Genomic DNA, 17,835 nt, shown 5'->3' with positions numbered 1-17,835 from the left:
CGGCAGGGGCCCCTCTTGCTTGCTGCACTACGGGTTCAGCTTTTTCGGCGCCCTATCAAATGCGGCTTCGACTCCAGCCCGTCCAGCCCGTGCCACGCCAGGTTCACCAGATGGGCGGCCACCTCCGCCTTCTTCGGGCGGCGGACGTCCAGCCACCACTGGCCGGTCAGGGCGACCATGCCGACGAGGGCCTGGGCGTAGAGGGGGGCCAGCTTGGCGTCGAAGCCTCGGCTCTTGAACTCGCGGCCCAGGATGTCCTCGACCTGGGTCGCGATGTCCGAGATCAGGGACGCGAAGGAGCCCGTGGACTGGGGGATGGGGGAGTCGCGGACCAGGATGCGGAAGCCGTCCGTGTACTCCTCGATGTAGTCGAGGAGGGCGAAGGCCGCCTGCTCGCAGAGTTCGCGGGGGTGGCCGGCCGTCAGGGAGCTGGTCACCATGTCGAGGAGGCGGCGCATCTCGCGGTCCACGACCACCGCGTACAGGCCCTCCTTGCCGCCGAAGTGCTCGTAGACCACCGGCTTGGAGACCCCGGCCTTCGCCGCGATCTCCTCCACCGACGTGGCCTCGAAGCCCTTCGTCGCGAACAGCGTGCGACCGACCTCGAGCAGCTGGGCCCGGCGTTCCGCTCCCGTCATCCGGGTGCGGCGCGCGCGTCGGGGCTTCTCGTTGCTCGGGGTGCTGCTGGGATCGGTCGCCACGGCGTCAATCATGCCGCCTCCGCCGACTCCTTCCGGGGCTGAGAGCCGTCCGTACCGGAGATACGGCGCGAATCGATACGCGAGCGTGACGGCCAGCGCACGTCATAGGCCCAGCCGAGCTGCTCGCACCAGCGGATGATCCGCGCCGAGGAGTCCAGCTGGCCGCGCTCCACACCGTGCCGCGCGGACGTCGGGTCGGCATGGTGCAGGTTGTGCCAGGACTCGCCGCAGGACAGGATCGCCAGCCACCACACGTTGCCCGAGCGGTCACGGGACTTGAAGGGGCGCTTGCCGACCGCGTGGCAGATCGAGTTGATCGACCAGGTGACGTGGTGCAGCAGGGCCACGCGGACGAGCGAGCCCCAGAAGAAGCCGGTGAACGCGCCCCACCAGGACATGGTGGCCAGGCCGCCGATCAGCGCCGGCAGCGCGAGCGACAGCATCGTCCAGTAGATGAAGTGGCGGGAGATCGTCCGGATCGCCTTGTCCTTGATCAGATCCGGCGCGTACTTGTCCTGCGGAGTGCGCTCCTCGTCGAACATCCACGCGATGTGCGCCCACCACAGGCCCTTGATCAGCGCCGGCACGGTCTCGCCGTAGCGCCACGGCGAATGCGGGTCGCCGTCCGCGTCGGAGAACTTGTGGTGCTTGCGGTGGTCGGCGACCCAGCGCACCAGCGGCCCCTCGACCGCCATCGACCCGGCGATCGCGACGGCGATCCGCAGCGGGCGCTTCGCCTTGAAGGAACCGTGCGTGAAGTACCGGTGGTAGCCGATCGTCACGCCGTGGCAGCCCAGGTAGTAGAAGAACACCAGCAGGCCGAGGTCCAGCCAGCTCACCCCGCCCCAGCTCCACGCCAGCGGCACCGCCGCGAGCAGGGCCAGGAACGGGACGGTGATGAAGAGGAGAAGAGTGATCTGCTCCAGCGACCCCTTCTTCTCGCCGCCCAGCGTGGCGGCGGGGAGCGGAGTGCCGTCGTCGTTCGCCCGCGGGGCGTCGTCGATCACATCGGAGCTCGTGGTCATGGGCGTCCCCTGTGGGGTTCGGAGGTGGAGGCGGAGCGTCGGACGGCGGGAGCCGGGCAGCAACAGTTCAGCATGGACTTCCCTACGGTTCCGTAACCTACGGCAACGTAAGTATGGCAGCGCGCCGACCGGTGGACGAAGCCCGTGAGACCGCGCGTCAGAGTGGACACCTATCCTGGGTGTCGGTCGGACAGCGCGGTCCGCTCTGTTTTCTTCCCGGATGTCCGTCCTGTATGCGGCAGCCGCCGCGGGACCGCCGTCCGGGTTCCCTCCAGACGAGCTTCAAACACTGCAAGGAGCCGCACCTGTGAGCAGTGCCGACGACCAGGCCACCACGACCAACAATGAGCTGCGCGCCGACATCCGGCGACTGGGCGACCTGCTCGGCGAGACCCTCGTCCGGCAGGAGGGCCCCGAGCTGCTCGAACTGGTCGAGAAGGTCCGCCGCCTCACCCGGGAGGACGGCGAGGCCGCCGCCGAGCTGCTGCGCGGCATAGAGCTGGAGACCGCCGCCAAGCTGGTCCGCGCCTTCTCCACCTACTTCCACCTGGCCAACGTCACCGAGCAGGTGCACCGCGGCCGCGAGCTGCGCGCCCGCCGTGCCGCCGAGGGCGGTCTCCTCGCCCGTACGGCCGACCGCCTCAAGGACGCCGACCCCGACCACCTGCGCGAGACGGTCAAGAACCTGAACGTCCGCCCGGTCTTCACCGCGCACCCCACCGAGGCCGCGCGCCGGTCGGTCCTCAACAAGCTCCGGCGCATCGCCACGCTCCTGGAGACCCCGGTCATCGAGTCCGACCGCCGCCGCTACGACACCCGGCTGGCCGAGAACATCGACCTGGTGTGGCAGACGGATGAGCTGCGCGTTGTGCGTCCGGAGCCCGCCGACGAAGCCCGTAACGCCATCTACTACCTGGACGAGCTGCACGCGGGCGCCGTCGGAGACGTCCTCGAAGATCTCACCGCCGAGCTGGAGCGCGTCGGCGTCAAGCTCCCCGACGACACCCGCCCGCTCACCTTCGGCACCTGGATCGGCGGCGACCGCGACGGCAACCCGAACGTGACCCCGCAGGTCACCTGGGACGTCCTGATCCTCCAGCACGAGCACGGCATCAACGACGCCCTGGAGACGATCGACGAGCTGCGCGGCTTCCTCTCCAACTCCATCCGCTACACGGGCGCGACGGAGGAGCTGCTGGAGTCCCTCCGGACCGACCTGGAGCTGCTGCCCGAGATCAGCCCGCGCTACAAGCGCCTCAACGCCGAGGAGCCGTACCGCCTCAAGGCCACCTGCATCCGGCAGAAGCTGGAGAACACCAAGAGCCGCCTGGCCAAGGGCACCCCGCACGAGGACGGCCGCGACTACCTCGGCACCGCCGAGCTGCTGCACGACCTCACCCTGATCCAGACCTCGCTGCGCGCCCACCGCGGCGGCCTCTTCGCCGACGGCCGCATGGACCGTACGATCCGCACGCTCGGCGCGTTCGGCCTCCAGCTCGCCACCATGGACGTACGCGAGCACGCGGACGCCCACCACCACGCGCTCGGCCAGCTCTTCGACCGGCTCGGCGAGGAGTCCTGGCGGTACGCCGACATGCCCCGCGAGTACCGCGCCAAGCTGCTCGCCAAGGAGCTCAGGTCGAGGAGGCCGTTGGCTCCGACCCCCGCGCCCGTCGACGCGGCCGGTGAGAAGACCCTCGGCGTCTTCGAGACCGTCAAGAAGGCCCTCGCCGTGTTCGGGCCCGAGGTCATCGAGTCGTACATCATCTCGATGTGCCAGGGCGCCGACGACGTGTTCGCGGCCGCCGTCCTCGCCCGCGAGGCCGGGCTGATCGACCTGCACGCCGGGTGGGCGAAGGTCGGCATCGTGCCGCTCCTTGAGACCACGGACGAGCTCAAGGCCGCCGACACGATCCTTGAGGACATGCTCTCCGACCCGTCCTACCGGCGGCTCGTGGCGCTGCGGGGCGATGTCCAGGAGGTCATGCTCGGATACTCCGACTCCTCCAAGTTCGGTGGCATTACGACGAGTCAGTGGGAGATCCACCGGGCGCAGCGGCGGCTGCGTGACGTGGCGCACCGGTATGGGGTGCGGCTGAGGTTGTTCCACGGTCGCGGTGGCACGGTCGGCCGCGGTGGCGGTCCGTCCCACGACGCGATCCTCGCCCAGCCCTGGGGCACCCTGGAGGGCGAGATCAAGGTGACCGAGCAGGGCGAGGTCATCTCCGACAAGTACCTCGTGCCGTCACTGGCCCGCGAGAACCTGGAGTTGACCGTCGCGGCAACCCTCCAGGCCTCCGCCCTGCACACCTCGCCCCGCCAGTCCGACGAGGCCCTCGCCCGCTGGGACGCGGCCATGGACCTGGTCAGCGACGCCGCCCACGCCGCCTACCGCAGGCTGGTCGAGGACCCGGACCTGCCGACCTACTTCCTCGCCTCCACGCCGGTGGACCAGCTCGCCGATCTGCACCTGGGCTCACGGCCCTCCCGCCGCCCCGGCTCGGGCGTCTCGCTCGACGGACTGCGCGCCATCCCGTGGGTGTTCGGCTGGACCCAGTCCCGGCAGATCGTGCCCGGCTGGTACGGCGTGGGTTCAGGGTTGAAGGCGCTGCGCGAAGCCGGTCTCGACACCGTGCTCGACGAGATGCACGAGCAGTGGCACTTCTTCCGCAACTTCATCTCCAACGTCGAGATGACCCTCGCGAAGACGGACCTGCGGATCGCCCAGCACTACGTCGACACCCTCGTCCCGGACGAGCTGAAGCACGTCTTCGACACGATCAGGGCCGAGCACGATCTGACCGTCGCCGAGGTGCTCCGCGTCACCGGTGAGACCGAACTCCTCGACGCCACCCCGGTGTTGAAGCAGACGTTCACCATCCGCGACGCCTACCTCGACCCGATCTCCTACCTCCAGGTGACGCTGCTGAAGCGCCAGCGCGACGAGGCGGCGGCCGGCGCCGAGCCCGACCCGCTGCTGAGCCGCGCCCTGCTCCTCACCGTCAACGGTGTGGCGGCGGGCCTGCGCAACACCGGCTGACCGGATACGAACGAGGGGTGCCCCCGAGCTGTCGTAGAAGCTCGGGGGCACCCCTCGTTCGTCGTTCAGAGCGCCAGGAACGCCGCCGTCAGCAGCACGAACCCCGACCCGGCCAACACCCACGCGGCCCGGGTCAGCCGTAGGCCGCCCGCGACCACCACCGAGGCGAGCAACAGGGCGCCGCCGAGCGGGACCCAGGCGTAGAGGATGCCGGCGGGACCGGAGCGCATGACCTCGTCGGTGCCGGGCTTCACGACCACGGCGTACGTCTGGCCCTTCTTCACCGCGACCGTGTGCTCGATGACGACCTTGGCGCGGGCCTTCGATCCCGTCGAGACCGGGGCGTACGGGCCGGTGCAGGTGTCGTCGCCGCACGCGGTGACCTCGATCGTGCCGCTCTCGCGGCCCTTGGTCAGCATCACGTTGTGCGCGGTCGGCCAGGAACCCCAGATCCCGGCGATCAGGATCAGCAGGGCGACCGTGCCCATCGCCGCGAGCCGTCCGAAGTTCATGGCGGGGATCATTGGCCATACCTGTACACGCGGTCAACTCCGGTGACTGACAAGTCGGTCAAGTCAGGAGTTGTACGCGCTCTGCGCCCGCTCCAGGCCCTCGCTCACCAGACACTCCACGGAGTCGGTCGCCCGGTCCACCAGGAAGTCCAGTTCCTTGCGCTCCGTCGAGGAGAAGTCCTTCAGTACGAAGTCGGCGACCTGCATCCGGCCCGGCGGGCGTCCGATGCCGAAGCGCACCCGGTGGTAGTCCGGGCCCATCGCCTTCGTCATCGACTTCAGGCCGTTATGGCCGTTGTCGCCGCCGCCGAGCTTGAGGCGGAGGGTGCCGTAGTCGATGTCCAGCTCGTCGTGGACGGCGACGATGTTCGCGAGCGGCACCTTGTAGAAGTCGCGCAGCGCGTTGACCGGGCCACCCGACAGGTTCATGAACGACGTCGGCTTGACGAGGACGACCCGGCGGCTCGCCGGACCCGGCGCTCCGATCCGGCCCTCCAGGACCTGCGCCTGTGCCTTACCGGCCCGCTTGAACTTGCCGCCGATCCGCTCGGCCAGCAGGTCGGCCACCATGAAGCCCACGTTGTGCCGGTTGTTGGCGTACTCGGGGCCGGGGTTGCCGAGTCCCACGATCAGCCAGGGGGCATTGGCGTCGGTCGTCACGTCCATATCTCCTTGATACGCGCCAGCCGCTGCTCCCGGTGGGAACAGCGGCTGACACAGCGGTGAAGGTGAGGATCAGGCCTCGGTGGCCTCGGCGTCGGCGTCCGCGGACGCCTCCTCCGCCTGGGCGGCCAGGACCTGGAGGACGACCGCGTCCTCGTCGATCGCCAGGGTGGTGCCGGCCGGGAGCGGGATGTCCTTGGCGGCGATGGCGGCACCGGCCTCCAGGCCCGCGATGGACACGGTGACCGACTCGGGGATGTGCGTGGCCTCGGCCTCGACGGTGATCGTGCTCAGCACGTGCTCCAGCAGGAACGAACCCGGAGCCAGCTCGCCCTCGGTGTGGACGTAGACCTCGACGGTGACCTTCTCGCCGCTCTTCACGGTGAGCAGGTCGACGTGCTCGAGGTAGCCCTTGATGGCGTCACGCTGGACGGCCTTCGGGATCGCGAGCTGGGTCGTGCCCTCGATGTCCAGGGTGAGCAGGACGTTCGGGGTACGCAGGGCGAGCTGAAGCTCGTGGCCCGGCAGGGTGATGTGCAGCGGGTCGACACCGTGGCCGTAGACCACGGCGGGGACCTTCTTGTCACGGCGGATACGGCGGGCGGCGCCCTTGCCGAACTCGGTGCGGGTCTCGGCGGCGAGCTTGACGTCGGCCATGGTCACTCCTCGTAGAACAGTCGGGGAAGGTGGTCACCCGGCCGAACATCGGCCTGCTACGAAGAGCGCGTCGATAACGGACCGCCGTAACCGAAAACCGGTACGGCCTCCCTCGCCGAGCAACTTGGGCAGCTTACTCGGCAGGGAGGCCGTACCGGAAATCGATCTTCTTGAAGCGCCGGTTCACGAGCGCCCCAAAGGGGCGCGGGGAACTGCGCGACCAGCCACGACGAAGCCGCAGACAATCGACGGCATATCGCGGCCCTTCCAGCGGAGCGCCTAGTGTTCGTCGAAGAGGCTCGTGACCGAGCCGTCCTCGAAGACCTCTCGGACCGCGCTCGCGATGGTCGGGGCGATCGACAGGACCGTGATCTTGTCGAGGTCGGCGCCTACCTCGCCCGGGGTGGGGAGGGTGTCGGTGAGGACGAACTCGCTGACGCGGGAGTTCTTCAGGCGGTCCGCGGCGGGGCCGGAGAGCACGCCGTGGGTGGCCGTCACGATGACGTCCTCCGCGCCGTGCGCGAACAGGGCGTCCGCGGCGGCGCAGATCGTGCCGCCGGTGTCGATCATGTCGTCGACCAGGACGCAGACGCGGCCCTTGACCTCGCCGACGACCTCGTGGACGGTCACCTGGTTCGCCACGTCCTTGTCGCGCCGCTTGTGCACGATCGCGAGGGGCGCGCCCAGGCGGTCGCACCAGCGGTCGGCGACGCGTACGCGGCCGGCGTCCGGGGAGACGACGGTCAGCTTGCTGCGGTCGACCTTGCTGCCCACATAGTCCGCGAGGAGCGGGAGGGCGAACAGATGATCCACGGGGCCGTCGAAGAAGCCCTGGATCTGGTCGGTGTGCAGGTCGACGGTGAGGATGCGGTGCGCACCCGCCGTCTTCATCAGGTCCGCGATGAGGCGGGCCGAGATCGGCTCGCGGCCGCGGTGCTTCTTGTCCTGGCGGGCGTAGCCGTAGAAGGGCACGATGACGGTGATGGAGCGGGCCGACGCGCGCTTGAGCGCGTCGATCATGATCAGCTGCTCCATGACCCACTGGTTGATCGGAGCCGTGTGGCTCTGGATCACGAAACAGTCCGCACCGCGCACCGACTCCTCGAAGCGGACGTAGATCTCGCCGTTCGCGAAGTCGAAGGCCTTCGTCGGGACTACCCCGACACCCAGCTGCTGGGCGACCTCCTTGGCAAGCTCGGGGTGGGCGCGGCCGGAGAAGAACATCATCTTCTTCTCGCCGGTCGTCTTGATCCCGGTCACAGCACTGTCTCCTCAGAGGTCATTCAACTGGGTGTGCGTTTATCACGGTACGCCGTGTTCGACGCGCCCGTTTCCGGTCAGTTCTCGCTCTCGCCCTGGCGGGAAGCCGTTTCCGCGGCCTTCGCCGCCGCGCTGCCCGGACGCTTGCGGGCCACCCAACCCTCGATATTCCGCTGCTGGCCACGGGCCACGGCCAGCGAACCGGGCGGTACGTCCTTCGTGATCACGGAGCCGGCGGCGGTGTAACTGCCGTCCCCGACCGTGACGGGTGCCACAAACATATTGTCCGAACCCGTGCGGCAGTGCGACCCCACGGTGGTGTGGTGTTTGTCCTTGCCGTCGTAGTTCACGAAGACGCTGGCGGCACCGATGTTGGTGTAGTCGCCGATCGTCGCGTCCCCGACATAGGAGAGGTGCGGAACCTTCGTGCCCTCGCCGATCGTCGCGTTCTTCGTCTCGACGTACGTCCCGATCTTGCCCTTGGCGCCGAGCCGGGTGCCGGGGCGGAGATAGGCGAACGGGCCGACGGACGCCTGCGGGCCGATGTGCGAGCTGACGGCGACGGTGTTGTCGACGCGGGCGCCGGCCTCGACGGTGGTGTCCGTCAGGCGGGTGTTGGGGCCGACCTCGGCGCCCTCGGCGATGTGGGTGGTGCCGTGCAGCTGGGTGCCGGGGTGGACGATCGCGTCCTGGCCGAAGGTGACGTCGACGTCGATCCAGGTCGTCGCCGGGTCGATGACGGTGACGCCGGCGAGCATGGCCTCGGTCAGCAGCCGGTCGTTCAGGATGCGGCGCGCCTCGGAGAGCTGGACGCGGTTGTTGATGCCGGCGATCTCGCGGTGGTCGTCCGCGACGGAGGCGCCGACCCGGTGCCCGGCCTCGCGCAGGATGCCGAGGACGTCGGTGAGGTACTCCTCGCCCTGGCTGTTGTCGGTCCGTACCTTGCCGAGCGCGTCGGCGAGCAACTGCCCGTCGAACGCGAAGACTCCGGAGTTGATCTCGCGGATCGCGCGCTGCGAGTCGGAGGCGTCCTTGTGCTCGACGATCGCGGTGACGGCACCGGAGGCGCCGTCGCGGACGATCCGGCCGTAGCCGGTCGCGTCCGGGACCTCGGCGGTCAGGACGGTCACCGCGTTGCCGTCGGCGGAGTGGTTGGCGGTGAGGGCGCGCAGGGTCTCGCCGCGGAGGAGGGGGGTGTCGCCGCAGACGACGACCACGGTGCCGTCGACGGTGCCGAGCTCTTCGAGCGCCATGCGTACGGCGTGCCCGGTGCCGTTCTGCTCGGCCTGGACCGCGGTCCGTACGCCGGGGTCGGTCGCGCCGAGGTGCGCGGTCACCTGCTCGCGGGCGTGGCCCACGACGACGACCAGGTTCTCCGGCTCCAACTCGCGGGCGGCGGCCAGCACATGACCGACGAGGGTCCGGCCGCAGAGCTCGTGCAGGACCTTCGGTGTGGCCGACTTCATACGGGTGCCCTCACCCGCTGCGAGGACGACGACGGCTGCCGGGCGAATGGCGCTCACGGGTTTGCCCTTCGGCTTCGGAATGCTGGGGGGTGGACATTCGCAGGATACCGGGGCGTTTCATGGGGGACATGAGAGTGGGCCCTGACAGTGCTGTCAGGGCCCGAAGTGGGGTGCTGGGAGAGGGGGTTGCTCAGATGTCGATCAGTTGCGATCGGTTTTTGCTCCCCCGCCAGGACTCGAACCCGGACAAATGGCACCAAAAGCCACGGTGCTGCCAATTACACCACGGGGGATCAAACTCGTGAGAACCGGACATTTAGCCTGGTCGCCGAGTGGGCACAGAACACTATGCCGTACGCGATGCCCTCCGTGCGACGGGACTTGTCGTGGGTGAGTGGGTTCGTGGCTGTCCGATTACGGGCTGTGGTGGAGGTCGGTGCACGGAAACTCGCCGGAAAACCGGGCGCCGGCGCCCGTAGGCTGGAGGCATGACCACGACGGGGGAAGACCATGCCACGGCCCGGGGAGGGCCGGGGTGGTGGACCAGGTGGCGCAGTGCGGTGCTGGACACGGGGCTCGCGGCGGGGTCCGCCGTGGAGTGCGGGGCGGAAGGCGTTCGGTTCGCGCACGACGCGGGGATTCCGGCCGCGGTGGGAGTCGTCTTCGGGGTGCTGGCCGGGTCGGCGCTGATCGTCCGCCGGAAGTGGCCGATCGCGGTCGTGCTCGTCTCCATCGCCATCACCCCGGCCCAGATGGGCTACCTGATGGGCATCGTCGGTCTCTACACCCTCGCCGCGTCCGAACTGCCGCGCCGGATCATCGGGTCGCTGGCCGGGATGTCCTTCCTCGGCATGCTCATCGTCATGTTCGTGCGGGTACGGCAGGACATGCAGCGGGGGACGTGGGAACTCGGGGACTGGTTCGTCCCGTTCGCCTCGATCTCCATCGCGGTCGGGATGACCGCGCCGCCTGTGCTGCTCGGGATGTACGTGGGCGCCCGGCGCCGGCTGATGGAGAGTCTCCGGGAGCGTGCGGACAGTCTGGAGCGGGAGCTCCAGCTCCTCGCGGAGCGGGCCGAGGAGCGGGCCGAGTGGGCGCGGGGTGAGGAGCGGACCCGGATCGCGCGGGAGATGCACGACGTCGTCGCCCATCGGGTGAGTCTGATGGTCGTGCATGCGGCGGCGCTTCAGGCGGTGGCTCGGAAGGATCCGGAGAAGGCCGTCAAGAACGCGGCGCTCGTGGGGGACATGGGGCGGCAGGCGCTCACCGAACTCCGGGAGATGCTCGGGGTGTTGAGGAGCGGGGACGGGCGGGACGCGCGGGAGCGGGCGGCGGCCGTGCCGTTGGTCGCGGTGGGGGTGGCTGCTGCGGCTGCGGCTTCGCGGGCCGTTGATGACGAGGGGGCGGGTGCGGTTCCGGGTGACGGGCCCTGTCTGTCCGATGTGGACGAGTTGCTTGGGCAGTCTGCGGCGGCCGGGATGGCTGTGGATCTGTCCGTGGAGGGTGAGACCCGGTCTTACGCGGCGGAGATCGAGCAGACCGCGTACCGGGTGGTGCAGGAGGCGTTGACGAACGTCCACAAGCATGCGGCGGGTGCGAAGACGCATGTACGGCTTGCGCATCGGGTGTCGGAGATCGCGATGCAGGTCGAGAATGAGCCGCCGCCTGAGCTGGCGTCTGCTTCGGCGGCGCGGTTGCCCTCTGGGGGGAACGGGCTGGTGGGGATGCGGGAGCGGGTGCTGGCGTTGGGTGGGGTGTTTGTTTCGGGGCCTACGGATGCGGGTGGGTTTCGGGTGTCTGCGGTGATTCCGGCGGCTTGAGTTGTCGGGTGCGGGTCCGGTGGGGGCTGGTCGCGCAGTTCCTCGCGCCCCTGGGTAGTTGGGGGTGCGGCCTCGTTGTTATCGGTCGGTGCCGCGCCGGGGGGTCTCCGTCCTCGGATCGGCGCGGGAACGTTCCTCAAGAGGACGACGGTGTTGAGCGCCGACCGCTGCGGGCGGACACCCCCCGACACGACACCTTGCCGCCGTACGTGGCCTGCCGTCCGCTGGGCTCAGGTCAGCCCGCCGTCAGGCGTACCGGCTCTATGCCTGAGATCAGGGTGGCCAGGGCCTGGTCGATGGTTGGGCCCAGGTACCAGTCGCCGGTGTGGTCGAGGGCGTAGACGCGGCCCTCGGCGTCGATGGCCAGGAGGGACTGGGTGTCCGGCTCCTCGCCCAGGGGGCTGACGTCGGTGTCCAGGGCTCGGCCCAGGTCGCCGAGGGTGCGGGCCATGTGGAGGCCGTGGAGGGGGTCCAGGTGGAGTGCGACCGGGGAGATCTGGCGGCCTGGGCCGGAGGGTGTGATGCGCAGGCCGCCGAACTCGGCCCAGGCCTCCACCGCCGCCGGGAACACGGCGTGCTGGTGTCCTGCGGGCGAGGTGTGGTCGCGCAGGGTGTCCGCCCAGATCTCGGCCTGTTTTATGTCCCAGCGGCCGGGCTGCCAGCCGGCGTCGCGCAGGGCGGCGTCGACGGGTACGGAGAAGCGCGTGGAGTAGTGGCGGTCGGCTTGCATCTGCCTTCGATCGTCGGCGTCAGGGGCGGTTGTGCGGTGGAGTGGTTGTGCCGTCGTCTGTGTGTGGCGGGGGTGGGGTCAGCCGGGTTCCGTTGCGGGGTCCACTACTCGGACGCCGAAATGGTCGCTCAGGGCTGTGCAGGCCCGGCAGGGGGTCGCGAAGCTGCCGTGCAGGGGGTCGCCGTCCTCGCGGATGCGGCGGGCGGTGAGCTTGGCCTGCTTGAGGGTCTTGCGGGCCTCGCCGTTGGTCATCGGCTTGCGCGCGGCGCGTTTGCTGCGGGCCTCGTCGGCGGTGGTGATGTGCCGGGAGATGAGGATCGCCTCGGCGCAGCGGCCGGTGAAACGGTCGCGCTGGGCGCTGGTGAGGGTGTCGAGGAAGTCCTGCACGAGCGGGTGCAGCGCGGGCGCCTGGTCGCCGCGGGCGGCGGTGCCGGTGAGGGTGGTGGCGCCGCGCACGGAGAGGGCGGCGGCGACGGTCGGAAGTATGCCGTCACGGCGGTGGCTGAGGGCCGGCGCCTGCCGTGCCTCGGTGGCGCTCCAGCCGACCCGGGGGTCGCCCGAAGGTCCGGTGTGCGCCCCGGTGTGCGGTCCCGTCTGCGTCGCGTTCATGATCGTCATCCCCTCCCGAGCATCCCCCGGCGGGTCACAGAGTGCCAAATGCCGTGGCTGGTGCGGTAGCTGGGGCGGTGCGACACGCCAGGGCTTCGGCGGGCTGTCACGACGGAGTGACGTCAGGTCACGGAAGTGGGGGTTCGGTGACGAGTGCGGTGCGTTCGGTGACGGTTGCGGTGAGCGGGTGCGGCCGACCGCTGCCGGTGACCCGTGTCGCCGTACCGCATAGGCTGTCCGCACCGCGATCCACGCGGTCGACGCGTGGAGACACGCGGGGAGACGGTCGAACTAAGACGTCAAGAAGACGAGACAGTCGATACGGGGCACAGTGGGGCGAGTTGGACATGCGGCCGCTGTGAATCGTACTGAATGCCGCAGGGGGCAACCGCCATGACGACAGGTCGGCTCGGGCAGCGAGCCGCGCCACCGAACGCGGCCTACGCCGGGCAGGTCGTGCACTTCCCGGACCCGGTCCGGGCGGCCCGTCACCCCAGAGGGGTGCGGATGGACGAGCACGGCTACCCCGACTTCTCGCCGTACGCGCGCGCGGTCGCGGAGATCGCCGAGCCCCCGGAGGGCTTCGGCGTCGACGAACTGCGCCTCACGGACTACGTGTCGGCGAACGCGGCGCTCGCCGCGACCGGTCACGAGCTGTGGGACACCGTGCCCGCGGTGGCCACCCCGCACGGCTGGACCTGGCACCACGTGGTCGGCACCCGGCGCCTCGAACTCGTCCCCGTCGACGTGAAGGCGCTGCTGCGCCACCACGGCGGGATCGCCACGGCCGCCGTCGCCCACGACAAGCGCGGCACCCGCCCGCTCCAGGAGACCCGCCCCGCGCACTTCGGACTGCCGAAGTCGACGGTCGCGGTGACCGAGGCGCAGGTGCAGGGCGTCGAGGAGGACCTCGGCTACCGACTCCCGGGCGCCTACCGGTCGTTCCTCAAGGCGGCCGGCGGCTCCGCGCCCGTCGGCACCGCGCTGGACGCCGAGTTGGGGCTGCTGATCGACCAGCCGTTCTTCACGGTCCGCGACGAGGCCGCTGTCAACGACCTTGTGTATGTCAATAAGTGCCTGCGCGATCACCTCACCAAGGACTACCTGGCCGTCGGCTTCGTCCAGGGCGGCCTGCTCGCGGTGAAGGTGAAGGGACAGCGGATCGGTTCCGTGTGGTTCTGTGCCTACGACGACGCCCGCGACGTCGATCCGTCCTGGGCGCCGGCCCTGCGCGTGGAACGGCTGCTGCTGCCCGCCGGGGACGACTTCGATCAGTTCCTCGCCCGACTCGCGGGAAATCCCCCGGAGTTGGAGACGGTGGCGAATCTGATGGTGGACGGCGGGTTCGCGACGGTGCTTCCGGTGTCGGCGGCCTCTTCCGCGGCTTCTGCGTCTTCCGCGTCTTCGGTGGGGGAGTGAGCGAGACGATGGTGACCTTCGCGCAGGCGCAGGAGCGCGCCGAGGAGTGGATCAACGGCGATGTGCCGTCGTACCAGCATCGCGAGGTGCGGGTGCGGGAGTTCGAACTCGGCTTCGTGATCTGGGCCGAGGACCGGGCCGAGGGGCCGCGGTCGGACGGCGGCGCGCAGCGGCTGGTGCTCGCCCGCGACAGCGGCGAGGCCACGCTGTGGCCCGCGTTGCCGGTGGGTGAGGTCATCCGCCGGTACGAGGAGGAGTACGGCCGCGCCGACGAGATCGCCGACGCGGTACCGGTCGCTCCCGCGCGGGTGGATCTGAATCAGACCTCGTTCCTGTTGAGTCCGCCGGAGTGGTTGCAGGAGGCGGCGGACAAGCTGGGGATTCCGGATCGGCGGGGGGAGTCCGCTTCGGCTTCGGCGGCAGCTTCTCCTTCTACTCCCGCTGAGGGTGCGGGAGTTGGCGCTCCGGGTTCCTCGGCTCACGGTTCGTGGGGGAGGGCGCTTCCGGAGACTCAGGCCGGGGTGCCCGCCGCTTCGGCGTGGCCGGACGCCGGAGGGTCCGGGGTGCAGGACTCGCCCGCAGTGCCTGCCGGGGCCACGCCCTGGGCCGGCACCGACACCAACGCGGATCCCGGCGCGGACCATTCGGTACCGCTGCCCGCGACCGTTTTCGCGCCGCCGTTGAGCGAGCCCGAGGACAACACCCCGCCCGACGCCAAGACCGCGCTGATCTCCGGGGGCAGCCAACTCCCGCCTACGGCAACGGCTCCGGCGCTGGACGACTCCAACTCCAACTCCAACTCCAATTCCAACTCCGGTGGTGGGGTTGGGGGTTCGCAGCAGCAGGGGGTAGGTCAGGGGCAGCAGCAGGGGCCTGGGCCTGGGGTGCCTGGTGGTGCGCCGGGTTCGTCGTCGTACGGGTATCCCCACGGGGCCGGTAACGTGCCTCAGCCTCCTGCTGAGCCCGGGGTGCCGGGGCGGGCGCTCGCGCCCAACGCCGGGGACATCGCCGACGCCGCCACCAGCAAGGCGGCGCCTCCGCCGCGCCGGGGCGGTGGCTCGACCACGCCTCCGCCGCCGGGTGCTCCGGGGACGCCGGGTGCGCGGCCGCCTGGCTCACCTCCGCCGCCTCCGCAGGCGCCGGGCGGTGGGTACGTGGCTACGCAGATGGTCTCGGGGCTCGGTCCGGAGGGTCTGGGCGGTCCGGGTGGGCCTGGCAGCCAAGCGGGGCCCGGTGCTCCGCAGCCGCCCGGTGTGCCCGGTGCGCCGAACACTCCCGGGGGTACGCCTCCGGGTGGGGTGCACCATGCGGCGACGATGTTTGCCGACCCGGGACAGGGTGGGCCTGGGGCAGCGGGGCCGCGGCCTCCGCAGCCGCCGGGTGCCCCTGGCGTGCCGCACGCGCCCGGTGTTCCGGGTGGACATGGTGTGCCTCCGTCGCCGAACGCTCCCGGGATGCCGGGTGCTTCCGGCGCTCCCGGCGCCCCCGGTTCGCCGGGCGGTGGCCCCGATGCCGTGCACCACGCGGCGACCATGCTGGCCGGGCCCCCGGTGGGCGGGCCCGGTGCGCCTCCGCCGCCGCAATTCCCGGGCGCGCCCGGTGCGTTGGGCGCCCCCGGTATGCCGCAGGGCGCTCCGCCGCAGCCGATGCCGCCGGGTGCGGTTCCTCCCGGTGCGATGCCTCCGGGTGCCATGCCGCCGCCGGGGCAGCCGTTCCCCGGGCAGCAGCAGCCCGCCTACGGCTATCCGCAGCAGGGGGTGCCGACCGTAGGACCGGGTTATCAGGCCGTGTTGCGGTACCGCGCGCCGGACGGGTCCGAGCAGCAGCTGATCCGGCGGTCCGCGCCGGGGACGCCGCACCCGGAGTGGCAGATCTTCCACGAGCTGCGCGGCATGAACATCCCGCCGGACCAAGTACTCGAACTGCACACGGAGTTGGAGTCCTGCGAGCTGCCGGGCGCGTACTGCGCGCGGATGATCCGCGAACAGTGGCCGCAGGCCCGCATCGCGAGCATCGCGCCGTACGGCACGGATCACGCGAGCCGGCAGCAGGGGATGCGCGAACTCCTCGCCCACCAGGGTGAGTTGCACCAGGTCGCCGACGGGCCGGCCCGACTCGCCCCGGTGCGGGCGCCGTTGCCGCCGGTGCAGCCGACGCCGCCGATCCCGCCGGAGGCGATCGCGCAGGAACTGGCGGGCGCGTTCGGGCCGGGCGTGTTCCGGTTCGAGCAGGCGGCGGTGTCCCGGCAGGGCGTACCGCCGGTCGTCGCGCACACGCTGGTCGCGGCGGGACTGCCGATGGACATGGGCCCGTTCTTCTGGGCGCAGGCCCAACCGGGGCGCCCCGTACCGACGTTGGCCGAACTCGCGCAGGAGCGCGGGGTGCGGCCGTCCGCCGACGCGGGTTCGTACCTCGTCATGGGCAGCGACTTCGGCCGCGCGATCTGTGTCCAGTACGGCACGGCCAACATCGTCGCCGTGCCGGTGGAGGCGGGGCCGGGCGGTGCTCCCGTACCGCCGCAGTTCGTGAACTCGGGGCTGCCCGAGTTCGCGCGCTGTCTGGCGCTGCTCGGCCGGATGTGGCGGCTGCGGTACGGGTTGAACCAGGAGCAGGCGGGCCGTTGGACCGTCGACTTCCAGGCGCAGCTCGCTTCGCTGGATCCGGCGGCGCTGGGGTCGCCGGAGAGCTGGTGGTCGGTGTTGCTGGAGCAGATGTGGGACGGGTTGTTGTGACCCCGATCCGCTGAACAGGCTGTATTGAAGGGCTGGACCCGGTCGTGTGATCGGGTCCAGCCCTTTTGTGTGCGCCGGTGGTCGTTCCCGCTTCCGTTCTCGTTCGCGTGATGCCCGTGACCTGTCTGCGGAGTGTCGCGTTATGAACACTTACGCCCGATCCATCAAGATATGCGGCAAATCATCATGTCGTGTCCGTCGGATGGAGAGGGGTTCCAGGATGAGCAGCGCATCGGTGTCACCACGTGGCTTCGTGGCCGTACGGGGGCGCGGCTACCGCCCCGACCAGGTCGACTCGTACGCGGCGGCGATCTCGCAGTACCGGGATGTGGCGTGGGAGCGGGCCGCGCGGCTGACCGTACTGGCCAAGGACATGGAGGCGGAGGCCGAGCGGATGCGGGTCGCCGTGTCCCGGCTCGCTCCGCAGACGTACGAGACGTTGGGTGAGCGGGCTCAGCGGTTGTTCCAGTTGGGGGTGGAGGAGGCCGCGGCGCTACGGGAGTCCGCGCGGCGGGCGGCGGAGGAGCAGGTCGCGGAGGCCGAGGCGTGCGCCGCGGGTGTGCGCCAGGCTGCGCGGGAGTGCGCTGACGCGCTCCGTGCCGAGGTTGAGGAACGGGCTCGGCAGCGGCTCCTTGCCGCTCGTGCCGAGGCCGACGACATTCGGATCGGGGCTCGGCGGGAGGTGAAGGAGGGGCGTACGGAGGCGTTGTCCGCGTTGCGTGAGGTGCGGCAGCGGACCGCGGCGATGTTGGGGGAGCAGGCCAAGGAGCACGACGAGCGGTGGGCTGCGGAGGAGCGTTCCGCGGAGGAGCGCGCTGGTGCTCTGGACGCGCAGTACGCCGAGCGGATCGCCCGTGCCGAGGCGGCGCTCTCCGAGGCGCAACAGGCCTTCGCCGAGGCGGAGTTGTCGGATCGGCGGCGGCAGGAAGAGGCGGCGGAACGGGCGGCCGAGGTGGTGGCGGAGGCTCGGGTGCGGGCGGAGCGGGTTGCTCGGGATACGGAGCGGGTGCTGCGCGAGCATGGGGAGACTTGGGATGACGTGCAGGCGCATATGGATCATGTGCGGAGTAGTTTGACTGCGCTTACTGGGCGGGCTGCGGCGGAGTGATGTGACGGGGGGCGCGGTTGTGGTTGTGTGCCGGCCCGGTGGGGGCTGGTCGCGCCCACGCGGCGGTAGCCGCACATTGAACACAGCCCCGCG

14 protein-coding genes and 1 tRNA gene are annotated in these 17,835 nt (G+C 70.5%); 5 read left to right on the top strand and 10 right to left on the bottom strand.

The features are described 5' to 3' along the window. Nucleotides 1–35 precede the first annotated feature (35 nt). Both SPR02S_RS50230 and SPR02S_RS50225 read right to left on the bottom strand, forming a co-directional pair. Nucleotides 36–713: a TetR/AcrR family transcriptional regulator gene (locus SPR02S_RS50230; protein WP_019064642.1), complete on the bottom strand. Its 678-nt coding sequence runs from the start codon at nt 711–713 to the stop codon at nt 36–38. Then, nucleotides 710–1,726, bottom strand: coding sequence for an acyl-CoA desaturase (locus SPR02S_RS50225; protein ID WP_019064641.1), 1,017 nt, complete (start codon nt 1,724–1,726; stop codon nt 710–712). The genes SPR02S_RS50230 and SPR02S_RS50225 overlap by 4 nt, the downstream gene beginning before the upstream one ends. A gap of 307 nt (nt 1,727–2,033) precedes the next feature. On the opposite strand from SPR02S_RS50225, the gene ppc reads away from it, so the two are divergent. Continuing rightward, the gene (gene ppc / locus SPR02S_RS50220) at nt 2,034–4,766 is read left to right on the top strand and encodes a phosphoenolpyruvate carboxylase (RefSeq protein WP_019064640.1); all 2,733 of its coding nucleotides are present in this window, start codon (nt 2,034–2,036) and stop codon (nt 4,764–4,766) included. Nucleotides 4,767–4,831: 65 nt separating this feature from the next. On the opposite strand, the gene SPR02S_RS50215 is transcribed toward ppc, so the two are convergent. The 6 genes from SPR02S_RS50215 to SPR02S_RS50190 form a co-directional block, all read right to left on the bottom strand. Further along, nucleotides 4,832–5,278, bottom strand: coding sequence for a hypothetical protein (locus tag SPR02S_RS50215; protein WP_106437175.1), 447 nt, complete (start codon nt 5,276–5,278; stop codon nt 4,832–4,834). Between the two features lie 63 nt (nt 5,279–5,341). Beyond that, nucleotides 5,342–5,944: an aminoacyl-tRNA hydrolase gene (pth, locus tag SPR02S_RS50210; protein ID WP_019064638.1), complete on the bottom strand. Its 603-nt coding sequence runs from the start codon at nt 5,942–5,944 to the stop codon at nt 5,342–5,344. Nucleotides 5,945–6,013: 69 nt separating this feature from the next. Next, nucleotides 6,014–6,598, bottom strand: coding sequence for a 50S ribosomal protein L25/general stress protein Ctc (locus SPR02S_RS50205; RefSeq protein WP_019064637.1), 585 nt, complete (start codon nt 6,596–6,598; stop codon nt 6,014–6,016). A 279-nt stretch (nt 6,599–6,877) separates the two neighbouring features. Beyond that, entirely contained in the window at nt 6,878–7,858 is a 981-nt protein-coding gene (locus tag SPR02S_RS50200; protein ID WP_019064636.1) for a ribose-phosphate diphosphokinase, read from the bottom strand. Between the two features lie 77 nt (nt 7,859–7,935). Further along, on the bottom strand, nt 7,936–9,381 hold the full coding sequence (gene glmU / locus SPR02S_RS50195; protein ID WP_026151638.1) for a bifunctional UDP-N-acetylglucosamine diphosphorylase/glucosamine-1-phosphate N-acetyltransferase GlmU: 1,446 nt from the start codon (nt 9,379–9,381) through the stop codon (nt 7,936–7,938). A 164-nt stretch (nt 9,382–9,545) separates the two neighbouring features. Continuing rightward, a tRNA-Gln gene (locus SPR02S_RS50190) sits at nt 9,546–9,617 on the bottom strand. 195 nt (nt 9,618–9,812) lie between these two features. Here SPR02S_RS50190 and SPR02S_RS50185 point away from each other — a divergent pair. Continuing rightward, nucleotides 9,813–11,144: a sensor histidine kinase gene (locus SPR02S_RS50185; protein WP_019064634.1), complete on the top strand. Its 1,332-nt coding sequence runs from the start codon at nt 9,813–9,815 to the stop codon at nt 11,142–11,144. A gap of 235 nt (nt 11,145–11,379) precedes the next feature. Here SPR02S_RS50185 and SPR02S_RS50180 read toward each other — a convergent pair whose 3' ends face one another. Together SPR02S_RS50180 and SPR02S_RS50175 are read right to left on the bottom strand one after the other, a co-directional pair. Continuing rightward, nucleotides 11,380–11,874, bottom strand: a complete 495-nt coding sequence (locus tag SPR02S_RS50180; RefSeq protein ID WP_019064633.1) for an SUKH-3 domain-containing protein — start codon at nt 11,872–11,874, stop codon at nt 11,380–11,382. Nucleotides 11,875–11,952: 78 nt separating this feature from the next. Continuing rightward, nucleotides 11,953–12,492, bottom strand: coding sequence for a YwqJ-related putative deaminase (locus tag SPR02S_RS50175; protein WP_019064632.1), 540 nt, complete (start codon nt 12,490–12,492; stop codon nt 11,953–11,955). A gap of 384 nt (nt 12,493–12,876) precedes the next feature. Between SPR02S_RS50175 and SPR02S_RS50170 the strand changes: the two genes are divergently transcribed. The 3 genes from SPR02S_RS50170 to SPR02S_RS50155 all read left to right on the top strand — a co-directional run bounded on the left by SPR02S_RS50170 (nt 12,877) and on the right by SPR02S_RS50155 (nt 17,742). Then, a complete protein-coding gene (locus tag SPR02S_RS50170; RefSeq protein WP_026151637.1) occupies nt 12,877–13,902 on the top strand; it encodes an SMI1/KNR4 family protein in 1,026 nt (341 codons plus the stop codon). Nucleotides 13,903–13,910: 8 nt separating this feature from the next. Then, nucleotides 13,911–16,634, top strand: a complete 2,724-nt coding sequence (locus SPR02S_RS61330) for an SUKH-4 family immunity protein (protein ID WP_078623249.1) — start codon at nt 13,911–13,913, stop codon at nt 16,632–16,634. A gap of 220 nt (nt 16,635–16,854) precedes the next feature. Further along, a complete protein-coding gene (locus SPR02S_RS50155; protein WP_026151635.1) occupies nt 16,855–17,742 on the top strand; it encodes a hypothetical protein in 888 nt (295 codons plus the stop codon). Nucleotides 17,743–17,835 lie beyond the last annotated feature (93 nt).

Origin of the sequence: Streptomyces prunicolor NBRC 13075, from assembly GCF_000367365.1 — a bacterium.
In the GTDB taxonomy this organism is placed as follows: Bacteria; Actinomycetota; Actinomycetes; order Streptomycetales; family Streptomycetaceae; genus Streptomyces; species Streptomyces prunicolor.
Note: the sequence above shows the minus strand (reverse complement) of the source record. Positions and strands in the feature narration are given on the sequence as shown.